At 29.5% G+C, this 18,801-nt stretch carries 23 protein-coding genes; 4 read left to right on the plus strand and 19 right to left on the minus strand.

Translation table 11 applies throughout. The features are described 5' to 3' along the window. Positions 1-151 precede the first annotated feature (151 nt). From cmoA to L8X40_RS05545, 9 genes are read right to left on the minus strand one after another with little or no spacing between them, the layout of a single operon-like run. Complete coding sequence (cmoA, locus tag L8X40_RS05505; RefSeq protein WP_214100096.1) at positions 152-856, minus strand: carboxy-S-adenosyl-L-methionine synthase CmoA; 705 nt, start codon at positions 854-856, stop codon at positions 152-154. Beyond that, entirely contained in the window at positions 846-1,697 is an 852-nt protein-coding gene (locus L8X40_RS05510) for a bifunctional riboflavin kinase/FAD synthetase (RefSeq protein WP_263667493.1), read from the minus strand. Before L8X40_RS05510 ends, cmoA begins: the two co-directional genes overlap by 11 nt. Continuing rightward, positions 1,663-2,385 carry a TlyA family RNA methyltransferase gene (locus L8X40_RS05515; protein ID WP_263667494.1) on the minus strand — a complete coding sequence of 241 codons (723 nt, stop codon included), beginning with the start codon at positions 2,383-2,385 and terminating at the stop codon, positions 1,663-1,665. Before L8X40_RS05515 ends, L8X40_RS05510 begins: the two co-directional genes overlap by 35 nt. Further along, the gene (ligA, locus tag L8X40_RS05520) at positions 2,375-4,330 is read right to left on the minus strand and encodes an NAD-dependent DNA ligase LigA (RefSeq protein WP_263667514.1); all 1,956 of its coding nucleotides are present in this window, start codon (positions 4,328-4,330) and stop codon (positions 2,375-2,377) included. Before ligA ends, L8X40_RS05515 begins: the two co-directional genes overlap by 11 nt. Before the next feature lie 2 nt (positions 4,331-4,332). Next, complete coding sequence (folP, locus tag L8X40_RS05525) at positions 4,333-5,475, minus strand: dihydropteroate synthase (protein WP_261530063.1); 1,143 nt, start codon at positions 5,473-5,475, stop codon at positions 4,333-4,335. Then, complete coding sequence (locus L8X40_RS05530; protein ID WP_315903300.1) at positions 5,462-6,073, minus strand: DNA polymerase III subunit delta'; 612 nt, start codon at positions 6,071-6,073, stop codon at positions 5,462-5,464. The genes folP and L8X40_RS05530 overlap by 14 nt, the downstream gene beginning before the upstream one ends. A 41-nt stretch (positions 6,074-6,114) precedes the next feature. Beyond that, complete coding sequence (locus L8X40_RS05535; RefSeq protein ID WP_087699011.1) at positions 6,115-6,651, minus strand: HobA family DNA replication regulator; 537 nt, start codon at positions 6,649-6,651, stop codon at positions 6,115-6,117. Beyond that, on the minus strand, positions 6,652-7,854 hold the full coding sequence (locus L8X40_RS05540; RefSeq protein WP_087699012.1) for an aspartate kinase: 1,203 nt from the start codon (positions 7,852-7,854) through the stop codon (positions 6,652-6,654). Next, positions 7,854-8,324 carry an RNA pyrophosphohydrolase gene (locus L8X40_RS05545; RefSeq protein ID WP_087699013.1) on the minus strand — a complete coding sequence of 157 codons (471 nt, stop codon included), beginning with the start codon at positions 8,322-8,324 and terminating at the stop codon, positions 7,854-7,856. Before L8X40_RS05545 ends, L8X40_RS05540 begins: the two co-directional genes overlap by 1 nt. Positions 8,325-8,404: 80 nt before the next feature. Here L8X40_RS05545 and hemW point away from each other — a divergent pair, with 80 nt between their 5' ends. After that, positions 8,405-9,454 (plus strand): radical SAM family heme chaperone HemW, encoded by a 1,050-nt coding sequence (hemW, locus tag L8X40_RS05550; protein ID WP_261530060.1) that lies wholly within the window; start codon positions 8,405-8,407, stop codon positions 9,452-9,454. On the opposite strand, the gene arsB is transcribed toward hemW, so the two are convergent. The 4 genes from arsB to L8X40_RS05570 are packed head-to-tail and all read right to left on the minus strand — an operon-like array spanning position 9,444 to position 12,177. After that, positions 9,444-10,457, minus strand: a complete 1,014-nt coding sequence (gene arsB, locus L8X40_RS05555) for an ACR3 family arsenite efflux transporter (RefSeq protein ID WP_263667495.1) — start codon at positions 10,455-10,457, stop codon at positions 9,444-9,446. The two genes, hemW and arsB, sit on opposite strands and share 11 nt — an antisense overlap. Beyond that, positions 10,438-10,866: an arsenate reductase ArsC gene (locus tag L8X40_RS05560; RefSeq protein ID WP_263667496.1), complete on the minus strand. Its 429-nt coding sequence runs from the start codon at positions 10,864-10,866 to the stop codon at positions 10,438-10,440. The genes arsB and L8X40_RS05560 overlap by 20 nt, the downstream gene beginning before the upstream one ends. 1 nt (position 10,867) lies before the next feature. Then, entirely contained in the window at positions 10,868-11,188 is a 321-nt protein-coding gene (locus L8X40_RS05565; RefSeq protein ID WP_214126265.1) for an ArsR/SmtB family transcription factor, read from the minus strand. Positions 11,189-11,196: 8 nt separating this feature from the next. After that, entirely contained in the window at positions 11,197-12,177 is a 981-nt protein-coding gene (locus L8X40_RS05570) for a permease (RefSeq protein WP_263667497.1), read from the minus strand. 149 nt (positions 12,178-12,326) lie between these two features. On the opposite strand from L8X40_RS05570, the gene tatB reads away from it, so the two are divergent. From tatB to queA, 3 genes are read left to right on the plus strand one after another with little or no spacing between them, the layout of a single operon-like run. Then, positions 12,327-12,737, plus strand: a complete 411-nt coding sequence (gene tatB, locus L8X40_RS05575; protein ID WP_087699019.1) for a Sec-independent protein translocase protein TatB — start codon at positions 12,327-12,329, stop codon at positions 12,735-12,737. Next, positions 12,722-13,462 (plus strand): twin-arginine translocase subunit TatC, encoded by a 741-nt coding sequence (gene tatC / locus L8X40_RS05580; protein WP_214126268.1) that lies wholly within the window; start codon positions 12,722-12,724, stop codon positions 13,460-13,462. Before tatB ends, tatC begins: the two co-directional genes overlap by 16 nt. Then, positions 13,449-14,477: a tRNA preQ1(34) S-adenosylmethionine ribosyltransferase-isomerase QueA gene (queA, locus tag L8X40_RS05585; protein WP_261530054.1), complete on the plus strand. Its 1,029-nt coding sequence runs from the start codon at positions 13,449-13,451 to the stop codon at positions 14,475-14,477. Before tatC ends, queA begins: the two co-directional genes overlap by 14 nt. On the opposite strand, the gene mrdA is transcribed toward queA, so the two are convergent. The 6 genes from mrdA to L8X40_RS05615 all read right to left on the minus strand — a co-directional run bounded on the left by mrdA (position 14,470) and on the right by L8X40_RS05615 (position 18,800). Continuing rightward, positions 14,470-16,296: a penicillin-binding protein 2 gene (gene mrdA / locus L8X40_RS05590; RefSeq protein ID WP_263667498.1), complete on the minus strand. Its 1,827-nt coding sequence runs from the start codon at positions 16,294-16,296 to the stop codon at positions 14,470-14,472. The genes queA and mrdA overlap by 8 nt on opposite strands. Before the next feature lies 1 nt (position 16,297). Further along, entirely contained in the window at positions 16,298-16,654 is a 357-nt protein-coding gene (locus L8X40_RS05595; protein ID WP_261530049.1) for a hypothetical protein, read from the minus strand. A gap of 124 nt (positions 16,655-16,778) precedes the next feature. After that, positions 16,779-17,378 carry a ribosome biogenesis GTP-binding protein YihA/YsxC gene (gene yihA / locus L8X40_RS05600; RefSeq protein WP_087699024.1) on the minus strand — a complete coding sequence of 200 codons (600 nt, stop codon included), beginning with the start codon at positions 17,376-17,378 and terminating at the stop codon, positions 16,779-16,781. Continuing rightward, positions 17,375-17,833, minus strand: a complete 459-nt coding sequence (gene lptA / locus L8X40_RS05605; protein ID WP_261544892.1) for a lipopolysaccharide transport periplasmic protein LptA — start codon at positions 17,831-17,833, stop codon at positions 17,375-17,377. Before lptA ends, yihA begins: the two co-directional genes overlap by 4 nt. Next, positions 17,815-18,321 carry a hypothetical protein gene (locus tag L8X40_RS05610; protein ID WP_087699026.1) on the minus strand — a complete coding sequence of 169 codons (507 nt, stop codon included), beginning with the start codon at positions 18,319-18,321 and terminating at the stop codon, positions 17,815-17,817. Before L8X40_RS05610 ends, lptA begins: the two co-directional genes overlap by 19 nt. After that, complete coding sequence (locus tag L8X40_RS05615) at positions 18,312-18,800, minus strand: HAD hydrolase family protein (protein ID WP_087699027.1); 489 nt, start codon at positions 18,798-18,800, stop codon at positions 18,312-18,314. The genes L8X40_RS05610 and L8X40_RS05615 overlap by 10 nt, the downstream gene beginning before the upstream one ends. Between the last annotated feature and the right edge of the window lies 1 nt (position 18,801).

Below are 18,801 nucleotides of genomic sequence, written 5' to 3' on the forward strand. Positions count from 1 at the left end.
ATCAAATCCCCCCCCCCGTAAAGTAAGACATTAAAACTCCTTGATTGTTGTATTAAAAATAATTTTATATTATATAAAATAATTATTTATAAAAAGTTTAAATATATAAATATTTGAATATAAAATTAACTATTGAACAATCAATAATTATCTATTTAAAAGCAATGAAGGTTTCAAAATTTACCCATTTAAATACGCTTTCTACTTTAGAAAATCCTGCCTTTTTAAGCATAGTTATGTTTTCATTTTGAGTATAAGGTATGAGGACATTTTCCAAAGCTTCTCTTTTGCTTGAAATTTCTAACTTGCTATAACCTTGCTCTAGTTTATATTGCTCATAAATTTGTATCATTTTTTTAGCTATTTTGACATCTTCATAAAGAATTTTTTCACTAAGCACAAATATACCATTTTCATTTAGGTTTTGATAGATTTTATCAACTAATTCTTGTCTTTTAGGTGGGCGGATAAACTGTAAAGTATAAGTAGCTACAAAAACATCATTTTTAAAAAACTCAAAATCATCTAAATTTTTTTGATAAAATTCCACTCTAGCTCCAAAAGCTTGGCATTTACTTTTAGCAATCTCTAGCATAGCATTAGCCTCATCAACCCCACTTAAAAGAAAATCTTTTCTTTTTTCATAAAGTGCAAGCAGCAAACTAGCCGTAGAACAACCAAGATCGCAAATTTTTGCTTTTTGTGGGGCAAAATGATCTATGAGTTCAACTATGAGTTTTAAATTTTGCGTATAAAAAGGCACGGACCTTGACACCATATCATCAAAAACACTTGCTACGCTTTTATCAAATTCAAATTGTTTCTCTAAAGGTTTTTTAAAAATTTCATCTTTCATTTAATTTTCCTAAAATTTCTTTTGCTTTGTTAATATCTTTACTAATTTGTGCTTTTAATAAGGCTAAATCGTTAAATTTCTCATTAGCTCTTATATAGTCAATAAAACTTAACTCCACTAACTTTGCTTTTGTGTTTGTGAAATTTTCATCTAAAATATGCGTTTCTAGAGCAAAATTTTCATCAGTAGATCTTATGCCTATAAAACTTACACTATGATAACTTTTATTTTCAATCTTTACCAAAGTCGCATATACACCATCTTTAGGTAAAATAAAGTCTTTTGCGTATAAATTTAAAGTTGCAAAAAGCTCTTTAGCACCTATGCCTTGCCCTTTGATGATATTTGCTTGTATAGTATAAAATCTACCTAGAAAATTTTTAGCTTCTTTGACTTTTGCTTCTTTAAGTAAGGTTTTAATCATACTTGTATGAACACTTTTGTTTTGAATTTTAAACTCATCTACGATGATAGTGTTTATACCACAAAGGCCTTGTATGTCTTTGGCACTGCATTTTCTTTCTTTACCAAATTTAAAATCATAACCTACGATGATTTTTTCTAGTTTGGGAAATTCTTGCTTTAAAAGCTTTAAAAAATCCTCGCCTTTATAGTCTTTGATTTTATCAAAATCACAAAAAATCAAAGGAAAATCAACCAAATCTGCCCTAAAATCCTTAGGCGTTAGAGCTTCTTTTTTCTCTTTTGCGATGATAAACAAAGCTCCGTTTTCATCTAAATGCTTAAAAAGCTCAAAATGCCCCAAATGCATACCATCAAAACGCCCTATGGCTAAATTTGTGATTTTAGTTTTTTCTATAGGCGTAGAAAAACTCAACATTGCCTTCTTTTCCTTTTAAGTGCGACTCTTGGCTTGTTTGCAAGATCCAACCAAGCTTTGCGCAGGCTTTTTCAAAGCCCTCTTTGGCAGTTTTAATAGCTTTTATATCTTTTACCACTCCATTTTTATCGCGTTTAGCGTTTTTGCCTACTTCAAATTGAGGTTTAAAAAGCAAGATGATAAGATCTTTAGCAAATTTATCTATATGAAAAATCAAATGTGTTAAAGATATAAAACTCACATCACAAGTGATAACATCATATAAAATTTCACTTTTAAACTCACGCAAATCGGTGTTTTCACAAATTTGGATATTTTCTAAATTTCTTAAGCTTTCATGAAGTTGGTTAGAACCTACATCTAAAGCAGTGATATGTTTAGCATTATTTTGATGTAAAATTTGCACAAAACCCCCAGTCGATGAGCCTATATCTAAACAAATTTTATCTTTTATAGTAAATGCATGCTCTTGTAAAAAATGCTTAAGCTTAAAAGCAGCTCTACTTACAAAAAGCTCTTCTAAAAGCGTGAGTTTTAAACTCTCATCTTCTAAAGGATTTAAAGATGTGATTTTAAAAGAGGTTTTTTTAAACTCACCATTGAGTAAAATTTGCTTGTTTTCTATAAGCTCACAAGCTTTATTGCGAGAAATATTTAACTTTGTGCTTACAAAGACATCATACCTCATCACCACCGCCTAAAAGAGCGTTAAACTCAACTTCATTGATGCACTTAACTCCTAAACTTTGAGCCTTTTCAAGCTTTGAGCCTGCTTCACTTCCATATAATACAAAGTCAGTTTTCTTAGACACACTTGAACTTACTTTTGCTCCAAAGCTTTCGATTAGTTCTTTAAAATGATCGCGTGATTTGCTTAAAGTGCCTGTGATAACAAAGGTTTTATTAGAAATATTATCATTTATAATAAGCTCTTTTTTCTCATCCTCTAAATGCAAAATTTCATAAAAATGCTTAATGCGATTTGCATTAACATGAGTAAATTCTTCTAAGCTTTTAGCCATTTGTGCGCCAAAACCTTCTAAATTTGCATAAGCTTCATAGCTTTGCATAAACCATTCAAAACCAAAAGATTGAGCTAGTTTTTTAGCTGCTACTTCGCCAATATGCTCTATACCCAAAGCAGTGATAAACCTTGATAAAGGGCATTTTTTTGCATTTTCAATAGCGCTTAAAAGATTATTGATTTTTTTCTCTTTAAAGCCTTCCAAGCCTTCAAAATCGCTGTATTTTAAGAAAAATATGCTTTCTATATTAGTGATTTTTCCTTCTTTAAATAAAAGCTCGACGATATTTTCTCCAAGGCCGTCTATATTTAAACACTTTTTAGATACAAAATGTATAATGGAATTTACAAGTCTTGCTTTGCAGTCTAAGTTTTGACATTTTAAAAAAGCACCCTCATCTAAAAGCTCACTTAAACACTCAGGGCAAAGAGTTGGCTTGGCAATTTTACTTTCTAAACCATCACGTCTTTGGGTAAAAACTTTAGTGATTTTAGGTATAACATCTCCACTTCTTATCACACTTACACTATCGCCTATCATCACTCCAAGTCTAGCTATCTCATCAAAATTATGCAAGGTTGCAGACTTTACTATAACCCCGTCTAAATTTACAGGCTCTAGCACTGCTATAGGAGTAACTACCCCACTTCTTCCTACCTGCAAATTCACTCCAAGTAAGGTTGTAGTTTTTTCCAATGCAGGAAATTTAAACGCAGCCATAAATTTTGGAAATTTCACCGTATAACCCAAAAGCTTACAATGAGCTAAATCATCTACCCTTACAACCATACCATCCATCATCATAGGCTTTTGATCTCTTTTTTCTAAAAGCTCGTAGTATTTTTCCAAAACCTCATCTAAAGTTTTCACACAAAAAACAAAATCATCTTTTAAAAAACCAAGACTTCTTACAAACTCCATCACTTCAGAGTGCTTGCTAAATTCTAAAGAATTCTCCCCCACTCCCCAAGGATAAAATTTTAAATTTCTTTCTTTTGTAATACTTGTATCAAGCTGTCTTAGTGAACCACTTGCTGCATTGCGTGGATTTGCAAACAAACTCAAGCCATCTTTAGCTCTTTTTTCATTGATTTTTTCAAAATCTTCTTTTAAAATCACCACCTCACCACGAATTTCTATCTTGTCTTTATAAGGAATTTTTTGAGGTATGTTTGATATTTCTTTCACATTTAAAGTAATATCCTCACCCACTTCTCCATCGCCCCTTGTAGCGCCGCTGATTAAAATACCATTTTCATAAGTAAGATTTAAACTCGCTCCATCAAACTTAGGCTCTATGAAAAAACCAAACTCACATTTAGCTCTTTTTGCCCAAGCTCTAAGTTCAGTTTCATCAAAAACATCTTCCATAGACCACATTTTTGCACTATGTGCAAGTTTGTGAAATTCACTTTGTATAATAGGAGCGATGTTTTGTGTTGGAGAGTCTTTGGAAATCTTTTCTTGATGAAGCGTTTCAAATGCTTTTAACTCTCTTATAAGTTTATCGTATTCTTCATCACTTGCTAAAGGCTCATCATCTTCATAATAAGCCCTCATCCATTCTTTTGCTAATTTTACCTTTTCTAAATACTCTTGATAAATCATCATTACTCCAAAGAAAGTTCATCCATAGCTTTTGCAAGTTCAAACATTTGCTTATGCTCATACACATCATGTGCTCTTATAATGCTTGCACCATTTTTGAAAGCCTCCAAATGCAAATAAAGCGTACCCGCTAGTCTTTGCTCAACACTTGAGTTAAAATAAGCATTTATCACACTTTTCCTACTAGCTCCGATTAAAAGCTCTTTTTCAAAGCGTAAAAAATGCTCTAAATGTTTGATTAACATCATATTATGCCAAGGACTTTTACCAAAACCAATGCCAACATCTAAAATCACATCATCTAAACCAAGCTCACCTAGTCTTTCTAGCTTTTGTGCAAAAAAATCATCAAGCTCGGCTAATACATCTTCATAGAAAGGATTATCTTGCATATTTTGCGGGGTATTTTGTATATGCATGAGTGTGTAGGTAGCTTTGTATTTTAAAGCTAGTTTGGCTAAATTTTCATTTTTAAAACCGGTGATATCATTAATAAGTTTAAAGCCTTTATTTAAAGCATACTCTAAACAATACTCATCAAAGCTATCTAAACTAAAAATACATTTTTCATAAAGTTTTTCTTTATAAATTAAATCTAGGGTATTTTTTAAGCGCTTAAACTCTTCTTCTTTCCCGCAATACACACTACCAGGTCTTGAAGAAACCGCACCTATATCTATATAATCAGCCCCTTGAGAAATCATGAGTTCGATTTTTTCTAAAACTTCATTTTCTTTAACCCTACTTTGAGCATTAAAACTATCTTCATTAACATTAATCACACCCATGATTTTTGCGTGTTTGGGTTTAACGAAATTAGACTTTAAAAACAGTGCTAAATTTTTAAGTTTAAAATCTTGTAATTTTTCTTTTTCTATAAGCTTTTTAGCTTGATCTTGCGTTACCATAAGCAAGGCATTAGTATGTTCTTTACCTAGTATAACTTCTTTATGTGTTACAAGTTCAGCTCCAACCCTTAGTGCATCTTGTTTAAGTATATTTGCAGCAGGCGCTCTTAATTCTTTAATAAGAAAGAAATGAATTTGAGTTTTTTCACTCATAATTTTCTCACCTGCTTTGTGTGGCTTTATGTATTTAGAAATTTGTTCAAAGTCTGTGTTGGGATTGATTTTAATGATTTTCATTTTTTCTCTCGTGTAAAATTAAAGCTATGGTACTTAGTAAAATAGTTGGCTTTGCATTTAATTTAGCTAATTCATAAGCCTTATAAAAAAATTCAATTTCTTCATCATTTAATTTTATATCTTGTTTAAAACATTCATGACTTAAAGCACTAATTAATTCTAAACACTCATGCTTGTCTATATTTTCATATTGTTTTAATAATGAAGCAATTTGAGCTAGATCTATTTTTTTAAGATCTAAATTTAAAGACATTTTTTCTTTTTGAATTTTATGTTTTTCTACGATAAATCTTGAAAGTATAGTAGGCAAAAAAACATTTTTTGAAGGAGCTACGATGATAAAATACACATTTTTTGGTGGCTCTTCAAAAACTTTTAATAAAAAATTTTGTGCTTCTTCACGAAAAGATCTAGCTAGTATAACAATGATTTTAGCTTGTGCTTCAGCCATATAGCTTTCTTTCATAATAGCTCTTGCTGTTGCTTGGCCGTTTTTGTCATAGGTTAAGTCATTTAATCTTAATTCTAAGTCAGGATTTTTAGGTATGAAAAATCTAAGATTTTTTTGACCATATTCTTCTGTAAGCTTTTCTTGCATAAACTCAAAATCATTATGAATAATGATTTTATTTTTTAGATTCAAATTTCTACCTTAGAAAAAAGCACAGCCTCTAAGCTTTGCTCAAATACTTTGTATAAAGAAATAAGTTTATAGTCTAATTCCTTATCGCGCGAGGAAAGATAAAAGCTATTTTGCAACTGCTCATCAAAAAGCCAAAGCATACTTTCTTCTTTAGAATTAGCAATTTTAAATTTAAAACCTGTATTAGTTCCTATATAAAAAAAAGCATAGCCATTAGGAAAAGAAATGCTCAAAAGATCATTGAGTAAATCTATATCTTCTTGGGTATTGCAAGCCTTATTATAAATTCCTTTTAAAGACACAAAAGGCACTAAAGGTCTTGTGGTGTTAGCATTAATTTGGCTTAAAAAATACTCTTCAAACCAAGCTCTTTGCTCATCAGTAATCACAATAAAAGTATAACCTTGTAAAAGCAAAGCTAATTTAGAAGCTATCAAAGGCGACCATTCAAGACGCCTTTCTTCTAACCAACTTGCATAAGTGCCGTTTTCTCGGATTTGCTCTAGGGTAAATTTTAAAAAACTATTACTCATTTATACATCTAGTTTATAAACTTCATGCAATACTCTTACAGCTAATTCACCGTATTTTTCATGCACGATGACTGAAATTTTAATTTCGCTTGTAGAAATCATTTGTATGTTGATATTTTCATTTGCTAATGCTTTAAAAGCTGCCGAAGCTACTCCAGAGTGTGATTTCATACCCACACCCACAACTGAAACTTTTACCACAGCACTATCTGTTTCTATATTAGCATTAGCACCTAAAACTTTTTTCATAGCATTAGTTGCTAAATCAAGCTCGTTTTCAGGCACAGTAAAGCCCAAATTTGTAGCTCCATCTACACCTACATTTTGGATAATCATATCTACATTGATATTTTCATTTGCTAAAGTCCCAAAAATTTCAGCAGCAATTCCTGGCTTATCATCAATATTTCTTAAAGTAACCCTTGCTTGGTTTTTATCTAGTGCTATACCACTAACCAAAGCTTGTTCCATATTTTCCTCCTTAGTAATAATCGTACCTTCATTTTCATTAAAACTACTTCTAGTAACTAATTTTACATTTAATTTTTTAGCAAGCTCTACAGAGCGATTTTGTAAAACTTTAGCTCCTAAACTTGCAAGCTCTAGCATTTCTTCATAAGAAATTTTATCTAGCTTTTTAGCCTTTGGCTCAATTCTAGGATCAGTGGTATATACCCCATCTACATCAGTGTAAATTTCACACAAATCAGCATTTAAAGCTCCAGCTAGCGCTACCGCACTTAAGTCACTTCCACCACGACCCAAAGTAGTAACATTACCCATTCTATCAATACCTTGAAAGCCAGCAACTACTACAATATACCCCTCATCTAAGGCTTTGTTAATGTTTGTAGTATCAATATGTTCAATTCTTGCTTTAGTATAAACATCATCTGTAATAATCCCTGCATTGCGTCCGGAAAATGCAGTAGCTTTTAAACCCATTTCATTTAATGCAATAGCAAGCAAAGATGAAGTTACGCGCTCGCCACTGCTTAAAAGCATATCCATCTCACGACCCGAAGGATTTTTGCTAAAATGATGAGCAAAATCAATAAGCTCATTAGTCACTCCACTCATTGCTGAAACTACTACAACTAGTTTATCGCAAGTTTTTTTACTTTTTGCCACCCTTTTAGCAACTTCATCAATACGTTCAAGCGTTCCTACGCTCGTTCCTCCATATTTTTGTACGATCAGCATTAAATATACCCCCTTTCTTTAAAATATTTTAAAACCTTGATATATATAGGTTTTTTAAAATGGTTAATCATATCATAAACATCTTCTAATGAAGCAAATTTATATGCATCAAATTCAGGATTTTTGGTGTTTAGATTAATAATAGCTTTATTTTTTAATCTAACTAAAAAATATTTTTGGATTTGACCATCGTAAGGATACATTTTTTGTGCAACCTTAACCGGAAAGTCATAACTAATCCACTCAGGATGTTCAGCTAAAATTTCAATCTCATCTGTACCTATTTCTTCTTTTAACTCTCTAAATAATGCACTTTTAATTTCCTCACCATCATCTATACCACCTTGAGGAAATTGCCATATATCTTCCATATCATTACGTTTAGCAAGTAAAATTTTACTTTCAAAAGGATAAGCTGATGATAATATTATGGCGGCTACATTTGGCCTATATTTTTTTTCTTTTTCCATGATTTTCTTATCCTTGACTTTTAAATAATATAATTCTAACAAAAAAATACGAATTTATAATCACATTTTAAAGAAGTTTTATGCATTTATATATACATATACCATTTTGCGAAAGTAAGTGTTTTTATTGTTCTTTTACCTCGCTTAAAAAAAAGGACTTTGAAAAAGATTATTTAAATGCTTTAATGCAAGATATAAAATATCAACTAGATTTTTTTAAACTTGACAAAAATTCTATAAAGACCATTTTTATAGGTGGTGGCACGCCTAGTTTGATGGAAGTTAGTTTTTATGAAAAAATATTTATTTTTTTACAAAGTTATTTACAAAAAGATAGTGAAATCAGTATAGAAGCCAACCCCAACTCGAGTAATTTTTCATGGCTTAAAGAAATAAAAAATTTAGGTTTTAACCGTATTTCTTTTGGCGCGCAAAGTTTTCATGAAAAAAAATTACAATTTCTTGGACGTATTCATGATCAAAAAAGTATTTTTACAAGTATAGAAAATGCAAAAAAAGCAGGATTTAATAATATAAATTTGGACTTAATTTATGATACAAAACTTGATGATAAAAAAATGCTTGATTATGAAATTTCTAAACTAACCCTGCTTGATATTAGCCATGTGAGTGCTTATAATTTAACTATAGAAGAAAAAACTAGATTTGCTAAAAAATTTCATTATAAAAAAAACGCTCCGCGCCTTGCAAAGCATTTTATTAAAGCAATTGAAAGCCTTGGCTATAAACAATATGAAATCAGTAATTTTGGACAAATTTGTAAACACAACCTTGCTTACTGGCAAGGAAAAGACTATATAGGCTGTGGCTTAAGTGCAGTAGGATTTTTAAAAAATCAAAGATTTTACACTAAAAAAAGTTTAAAAGATTATATAGCAAATCCTTGTTTTAGAGAGATTGAAAATTTAAATTCAAAAGATTTGCGTTTAGAGCATATTTTTCTAGGACTTAGAAGTATTATAGGGGTGGATGAAATAAAGCTAGAACCTTTAGAAAAAGAAAAGGCAATGTTTCTTAGCAAAAAAGGAAAATTAGTCTATAAAAATGGAATTTTTTATAACACCAACTACCTCTTAAGCGATGAATTAGCTTTGTATATTAGTACTTAAACCTCAAAGCCCATTTAACAAGTAAAATCAAAACAGGCACCTCAATCAATGGACCTATAATAGCAGTAAAAGATTGTAATGAGCTTATACCAAAAGATGCAATGGATATAGCTATAGCAAGTTCGAAATTATTACCACTAGCACTAAAACTAATAGCTGTATTTTTTTCATAGTTTAAACCTAGTTTTTTACTTATAAACCAAGAACTATAAAACATTATCACAAAATATAAAAACAAAGGAATACAAATTTTAAATACATCCAAAGGTAAACTGAAAATATCACTTGATCTATAAGAACACATAATAATGATAGTAAAAAGCAAAGTAATAAGTGTAATAGGACTAATTTTGGGTAAGAATTTTTGATCAAACCATTCTTTGCTTTTTAAACTAATGAAAATAACCCTACTTAAAATCCCTAATAAAAAAGGTAAACCAAGATAAATTGCCACATTTTTCAAAATTTCATCCATTTTTACTTCTAGGTTATTTTGAAAACTCAAGCCCAAAAGAGAAGGAAAAAATTCTAAAAACAAGTACACATAAAAAGCAAAACACAAAATTTGAAAAATAGTATTAATACCCACTAAAGCAGCGGTGTACTCTTTATCAGCCTTAGCTAAATCACTCCAAACTACCACCATAGCTACACAACGAGCTAAACCTATGATGATAATACCTTGCATATAATCAAGATCATTTTTTAAAAATACCCAAGCTAATATAAACATTAAAATAGGACCAAAAATCCAATTTAAAAACAAAGAAAGTATTAAAGCTTTAATAGAGTGAAAAATTTTAAATATTTTTCTATACTCAACCTTAGCCAAAGGTGGATACATCATTAAAACCAAACACACCATAAGCAAAACATTATTTTGATTATAATTAAAACTCTCCCAAAAATTTGTAATATTAGGAAAAATAAACCCCAAAAACAAACCTAAAGCCATGGCTATAAAAATCCACAAAGTCAAAAATCTATCTATAAAACCAAGCATTTAAAGCTCTCCTTGTGTGATTTTTTCTAAAAGCTCTTTTAAGTTTTAATTCTAAACTTTCCACCACCTTAACAAATTTCTCATCATCAAAATCACTAGGATCTTCCAAACCAAAGTCAAAATGAAACCTTGCTCCAATGTTTGGACAAGCTACCCCACAACCCATTCCTACAACGATATCTAAATCCTTAGGTAAACTATCAAAACCTTTTACCTTGTAAGCACTTATGTCAAGTGCATATTTTTGCTTTAAAATCCTTATAGCTTTAGGATTAATTCCTTTAGAAATATCACTTCCTGCTGAATAAATCTCTAAATTTAAACCAAGTTCTTTACATATTTTCTTACACAAAGCTTCAGCTATTTGAGATCTACAACTATTGTGAATACAAATAAAAGCTATTTTCATTTTATTCCTTAGGGCACTCGCAAGAAAATCTTTTAAGCTCAGGAAGCTTTATAGAAAGCTCATTGATGTTTTTTAACACATCATTACAAAAATTATTTAAATGTTCTTTTACCCCATAATACGCCCAAACACCTTGTCTATCTACTTCTAAAAAATTAGCTTCTTTTAAAATTTTTAAGTGCCTTGAAAGCCTTGACTGACTCATATTTAAAGAGCTTTGTAAATCACATACACAAAGTTTTCCGTATTTTTGTAAAAAAGCTAAGATTAAAATCCTACTTTCATCATTAATCGCACTTGTTATTTTTAAAAATTCTTGCATAAAAATCCTTATATGAAAAATATTAAAAGTCCAAAACTAATTGCTATAGCAACAATCATACTTGTAAATAAAATCAAAAAGCTTGTTTTAAAAATTCTTTTAAGTAAAATAAGCTCAGGCAAAGAACACCCAGCTCCTGCTATTAAAAAACTCATCATTATACCAAGTGGAATTCCGCTAGTAGTTAAAGCTAGTGCTACAGGTATCATAGCCGTACAATTCATATAAAGTAAAACCCCTATAAAAGCTGCTATAAATATGCCAAATACTCCATAATCTTTCATATAATTTTGGAAAAAATCTTGCGGGAAAAAGCCGTGTATAAAAGCTCCAATACCCATACCTATAACAATATAAGGTAATATTTTTTTATATTCTTTAAAGCTTTGCATAAATAGCATTTTGATTTTATTGTCTTTTGTCTTAGACTTAAATTTCAAAACTTTACCGCTAACTTTAGAATTTTTAACAAAAATAGAACTAGATTTTTGACAATATGAGTTTTGAAAAGTATTATTAGAACAACAACTTGACTTTTGCTCTAAATCATTTTTTAAAAAGTCTTCATTAAAAAATCTTTGAGTGTTTATTTTAGAAACACAAAAAGCAAGAAATAAAATCACACAAAATAAAAATCCCACATAAAATAAAGAGATTTTTAAGCCAAAACTCACCACAAACATCACTACTATAATAGGATTGATTAAAGGCGAGGTGATTAAATAAGCTATACATACCCCAAGTGGTACTTTAGCTTTTAAAAATGCGTTTAAAAGCGGTATGCTTGAGCATGAGCAAAATGGAGTTAAACAGCCTAAAAGTATGGCTTTTATATAGCTTGTAAAAGAATCTTTCTTTAAATGCTCATTGAAAAATTTAGCATAGCGCTCATTTAAATAAGCAATAAGCATACTAACTAAAACAAATAAAACAGATATTTCTATGAATAAAATCAAAAAATCTTTTAAAATAAAAACTAATTTTTCCATGCTTTTCCTTTTTATTTTTAATTCATTATAACAAAAATATATCAATATATCAAGATATCTTTATATATTGATATAATAAAAGTAATAATATTTTTAAGTATTTTTATGTAAAATGTAGACCATATATTCAAGCGAAAGAAGACAAAATAATGAGTTTTGGTGAAATTTTAGTTATTTTAGTTGTAGCTATTTTAGTGCTTGGGCCTGAAAAATTACCTTCAACCATAGTTGAAATTGCAAAAATTTTAAAAGCCATTAAAAGCAATATTGATGAAGCAAAAGCAAGTATTAATAAAGAACTAAAAATAGCAGAATTAAAAGATGAAGCACAAAAATACAAAGATGAATTTTCACAAACTAATGAAAATATCAGAAAAAAACTAAGTTTTGAAGAATTTGATCAACTCAAAGAAGATATTTTAAATAATACCAAAGAATTAAAAAGTGAAATTAATGATTTAGAAAAAGATATACAAGAACTTTCTAATCTTGAAGAAAAAATTCAAAAAGATGAAAAAAATACTCAGAAAATGGAAAGCCAAGAATGTTTGAAGAATTAAAACCGCATTTAGTAGAACTTAGAAAAAGATTATTTATAAGTGTTGCTTGTGTTGTTGTGATGTTTTTTGTATGTTTTAGTTTTAATAGTTATATCATAGACATACTAAAAGCGCCTGTTGAAGCAGCCTTACCTGAAATTTCAAGACAAATGACTTTCGTTGAGTTACAAGAGCCTTTATTTACTGCGATGAAAGTTTCATTTTTTACAGCTTTTTTGATTTCTTTACCGGTTATTTTTTGGCAGTTTTGGAAGTTTGTAGCACCTGGACTTTATGATAATGAAAAAAGATTAGTAGTGCCTTTTGTAAGCTTTGCTAGTATTATGTTTGCACTTGGTGCTTTGTTTTGTTATTATATAGTTATACCTTTGGCTTTTAAATTTTTGATTGATTTTGGGGTGCAAACTCAAGATTTTAAACCTTTAATTAGTATAGGTTTATATGTAGGTTTTTTTACTAAATTAGTAATTGCTTTTGGTTTGGCTTTTGAGATGCCTGTAATAACATTTTTCTTTGCTAAACTTGGACTTGTTGATGATACTTTTTTAAAAAAACATTTTAGGGTTTCTGTTTTAGTGATTTTTGTTTTCTCGGCTATGATGACACCACCTGATGTTATATCACAATTTTTAATGGCCGTTCCTTTGTGTGGACTTTATGGGATTTCTATTTATATAGCTAAAAAAGTTAATCCTAGTCAAAAAGAAGATGATGAAAATGATTGATAAAGATCTTTTACTTTCTAGTTATGATTATGATTTACCTAATGAACTTATAGCAAATTTTCCTATTTTACCCAAAGAAAATGCTAAGCTTTTAGTTTATGAAAGATGTAAAGATCAAATTTCACATTTACATTTTAAGGACTTGGCTAAAATTTTACCACCTTGTGAAATCATCTTTAACGATACTAAAGTAATAAAAGCAAGAATTTATGGGAATAAAGAAAGTGGTAGTAAAATAGAACTTTTTATCAACCACCCTTTAAAAAACAATGATTTTTTAGTGCAAATTCGCGGTAAGGTTAAAGAAGGACAAATTTTATATTTTGAAAATTCTTTAAAAACTAAAATCAAAAAATTACACGATGATGGTACAAGAGAAGTGGAATTTTTTAATGATGATAAAAAACTTAATCATCATGAAGTTTTTGAAATTTTAGAAAAAATAGGCCATATACCTTTACCACCTTATATTAAAAGAGCAGATGAAGCACAAGATAGCATTAATTATCAAAGTATTTTTGCTAAAAACCAAGGTGCAGTTGCCGCACCTACTGCAAGCTTACACTTTGATGAAGCGATGATTGATGAACTTAAAATAAATCACAATATCCATACTATCACACTACATGTTGGCGCAGGAACTTTTAAAGGTGTAGAATGTGAAGATATACGTGAGCATAAAATGCATTCAGAATTTTTTCATATTAATGATGAAGTTTGTGCTTTGATTAATTCTTCTAAGAAAATACTAGGTGTTGGCACTACCGTTACTCGTTGCATAGAGTATTATCATAGAAAAAAATTAAAAGAAGGTTTTTGTGATTTGTTTTTACACCCACAAAACACTCCACAAAGACTTGATTATTTACTTACTAATTTTCACTTACCAAAATCGACTTTAATTATGCTTGTAGCAGCATTTATAGGTAGAGAAAAAACCTTAGATCTTTACCATAAAGCCATAGAAAACAACTATCGTTTTTACTCATATGGTGATGGAATGCTAATTATTTAGTCTTTCTCTTAATATATTTTTTATCAATATAACCCAAATCTATAAGTTTTTGATAAATTTTAGCAAGTATAGGTCCTCCTGTGCTACTACCACTTTTTCCATGTTCGATTAAAACCACTACTACATACTGCGGTTTTTCATAAGGCGCATAAGAAGTAATCCAAGCATGAGATCTTAAAAAATACTCTAAATCCTCTTCTTTAATACGCTTTTTTTCACTTTGGGAAATTCCAACTACTTGAGCTGTTCCTGTCTTAGCTGCTATAGTAATAGGAGAATTTCTTAAAAATCTTGCCGTAGTTCCACCATCAACATTGGCCACCTCATACATCGCACGCCTTAAAAGTGGGAGTTTTGATAATTCAAAAGTCGTAAAAACACTTTCATTATTGTCAAAATTTACCTTAGTAACATTATCATCAACACTATGTAAAAAATGCGGTGTGATATTTTTAGCTGTAGCAATCATAGCTGTAAATTTAGCCACTTGCATAGGAGTAGCAAGAAAATCACCTTGTCCTATGCTTGTATTTAAAGTTTCACCTTGATACCATGGTTGGTTGTATTTTTCTTTTTTCCATATTCTATTAGGAACTGTTCCTATAAATTCATTAGGTAAATCAACTCCTGTTTTTGCACCAAAACCTATTCTTTCAAAAACAGAACTAATGATGTCAATACCAACCTCCAAAGCTCCTTTATAAAAATATACATCACAGCTTTCTCTAATAGCATCATTCATATCTACATAACCATGACCTATAGCCTTCCAACATCTAAATTTTCTGCCACCAAGCTCAAAGTTAGAATCGCACAAATATTTGTGATTTTCATTTACTTTACCGCTATCTAAAAAAGCTAAAGCTGTACCCATTTTCACAACCGAACCTGGAGGATAAAGACCATTAATAAGTTTATTAGTAAAAGGATGATTTAAATCATTAGAAAGTTTATCCCATTCTTCTTGGCTAATACCTGTAACAAAAGGATTAAGATTATACTCAGGAAAACTACCCGCTGCTAAAATAGCTCCACTTTTTACATCCATTATTATAGCCGCACCTGCTAAATTTTCAAAAATACTAGCTAAGTATTCTTGTAAATCAAGATCTATGCTTAAAGTGATATTGCTTGAAGTAGGTTTTTTATAAGAAAGTTCTTCTATTTCTTTGTTTAACGCATTTACCTTGCTAACTTTTTCACCTTTTTGACCTTGCAAAATTTCATTATACGAACGCTCTATTCCACTACGTCCTACATAGCTAGTTAATCTTGCAATTTCATTTTCATTCATATCGTTTAAATTTGCTTTTCCAACATAACCTATAACATGACTAGCTAAAGCATCATAAGGATAAAATCTTTGAGTAGTAGATTTAACTTGCATATTTTCACGCAAATTAAGTTTAGTAAAATGCTTAATCATCGCATCATATTCTATAAATGGCACCACTTCTATATAATCTTGATTGTAATAAGAATCAGCTTTTATATAATTTCGTTTTAATTTGGTTATATTTAAATCAGGAAAAGCTTCTACTATAGCTTGCAATTCTTGCTCTAAAAGATTTCTATTTTTCTTTTTTATATGCAAATATGGCTTTATAGAGATTGAAAAACCTAATTTATTTACTGCTAAGGGTCTACCTTTAACATCTAAAATTTGCCCTCTTACAGGCGCTAAAAATTGTGTTTTAATGGCATTTTGCTTGGCTATTTCTTCATAATAAACATTAGATTTTATACTTATATAATACACTCTAGCAAGTAAAAGCATAAAAAAGCAAGCTATAAAACCCATTACTAAACGCATACGCATATTAGATTTTCCCTTTAAAAATAACAAAAGAAATCAAAGCTTCTACAATAAAAAACCATAAATATTCAATACCAAATTTTAAAATTTCACTATTATCCAAATAAGCCAAAAACACATCAAAAAGATAGATAAAAATATAAGCACAAAAAGTAAATATAACGAGTAAATAATGCCCTAACTTTAACTTGCTCTTAAACCAATCGACAAAAAAATGATAAAAGATAAAAAAGGCTATCCAAGAACTAAAAAGATAAAATCCATGGATAATATCAATTAATAAAAGATAAAACAAAGAAAAATACCATCTAAAATCAAGCTTATTAAGGGTTCTTTCTTTTTCTTTTAAAAGCACTATCATGTAACAAAAAAATACCCCGAACAAAGGAGGCATCCAATAATACACAGAACTTAGCACTTGATAAAAAATCAAAGATAAATAAAAAAATAAATAAGAAAAATCAAATCTATTTTTTACTAAATTTCTACTCCTCATTAAAACCCAAGCTCTCTAAAATAATTTTTTGTTCTAATTTATCAATACCACTTTTTTTCAAATTTGACACCAAAATGGCATTTTTATTTGCATTTAAAATTTTTGCTTTTTGACTTTGATTGAGCTTGTCTGCTTTTGTAAAAACTGTTATTTTTTTTTGATCAGCTCTAATAAAAGAATCTAAATATAAATCCAAATTTGCATCAATATCTAAATTTTCATGCCTTGAATCTATTAGATGGATAAAAAGCTTGATAGAACTGCGCTCTTTTAAAAACTCATCTAAATTTTTATTCCAAATAGCCTTAGTTTTTTTGCTCACTTTAGCATAACCAAAACCAGGTAAATCAATAAATATTAGTTTAAATTTATCCTCATCTTTTTTACAATCAACTTCAAAAAAATTAATGAGTTGGGTTTTACCTGGGGTTGAAGAGCTTTTTGCTAAATTTTTATTTTTGCATAGTGTGTTAATCAAAGAACTTTTACCCACATTAGAGCGTCCTAAAAAAGCGATTTCAGTGTATATAGGTTGTGGAGCTTCGTCTATTTTAGAAGCAGAAATTAAAAATTTAGCATTTAATATCATTCTTTTACTTCAAATACAAATTTCACAGGTTTTTTATCTTTACTCACTACTCTATAAGTCATATTTTTTCTATCTACTATGATTTTATCCCCTATGAGTTCTTTTTTTGACTGTACTTCTATAATTTTTGCATTGCCATTAATCTCATATGTATCCTTATCTACATTATAAACAAACTCATCACCACTTCCATGATAAGTTTTATCTTTCATCATGATTTTAAATTTAGCATCTTTAGTAGCTATATACTTAATAGGTTGTTTATTTTTCATATAAATGACTAATTTTTGCGAATTTAAAACATCATTACCTTTTTTAACTTCTACATCACCGGTTAATACACTTGTTTCATTTTTTTCATCTAAATAAAAATCTTTAGCATAAACTTCTATTTTTTGCGCACTAAATGCAAATAAATTTAACAAACACAAAAAAATTATTGCTCTAAAAACCATGCTTTTATTCCTTGAATTTTTAATTCTTTTTGATTCACATCATATAAAAAATTATCCCCAAAAATCTCATTTAAACCTACATATGCTTTAAAATTATCATTAGAAAATAAAATTTTATTTTTCATATCGTAAGTTGCTTTTTGGGTAAAAATAGAAGTTTGATTATGATCAAAATAACTTACATTACCTTCTAAAATGGATTTTTCATCATTTCTTACTAATAAATCCGAACTTAAATTATAATCAAGTGCTTGCACTTTAAAATCATCAAAAATATCTTTATCTTGGTATTTTACCCAACGACTTGCTTGATAGCTAGCTTTTGTAACAGATGTATTAAGCTCATAATCAAACACATCAAACGCTTGCATATTTGCCACATCTACCTTTTGCGGTTTTATGGCGAACAAATAAGGATCTTGAGTACTTAAAATCACCATAACAAAGGCAAATAAACTCATTAATATAGCAAAAATTTTTATCGCCAAAGTTTATCCCATTGAGCTTGCATATTATTATGTTCAATTAAAATTTCTATCATCTCACTTACCGCCCCATTACCACCTTTTCTGTTTAAAACTTTATCAGTTTTTAAAGCCTTATGTGCATCTTTTGGCTTAAAACTATAAGCAACTGCTTCAAGTAAACTCATATCATTATAATAATCCCCAATAGCAGCGCATTGAGAAAAATCTAAATTTAATTTTTCTAAAATTTCTTTAGCACAAGCTAGTTTATCGCTAATACCTTGATATACTAGATCAATTTTTAAATCTCTAGCTCTAAAATACACACACTCGCTAGTCCTGCCTGTAATAATAGCAACTTTTTTACCAAGCTTTTGCCAAGCCTCAATTGCTGCGCCATCTTTTACATTAAACTCTTTAATTTCACCATAATTTTGTGTGTAGATGATTTTACCATCTGTTAGACAACCATCTACATCTAAAAAAATAAGCTCTATCATA

Source organism: Campylobacter sp. CNRCH_2013_0855 (genome assembly GCF_025773025.1).
GTDB classification, from domain to species: Bacteria; Campylobacterota; Campylobacteria; order Campylobacterales; family Campylobacteraceae; genus Campylobacter_D; species Campylobacter_D jejuni_C.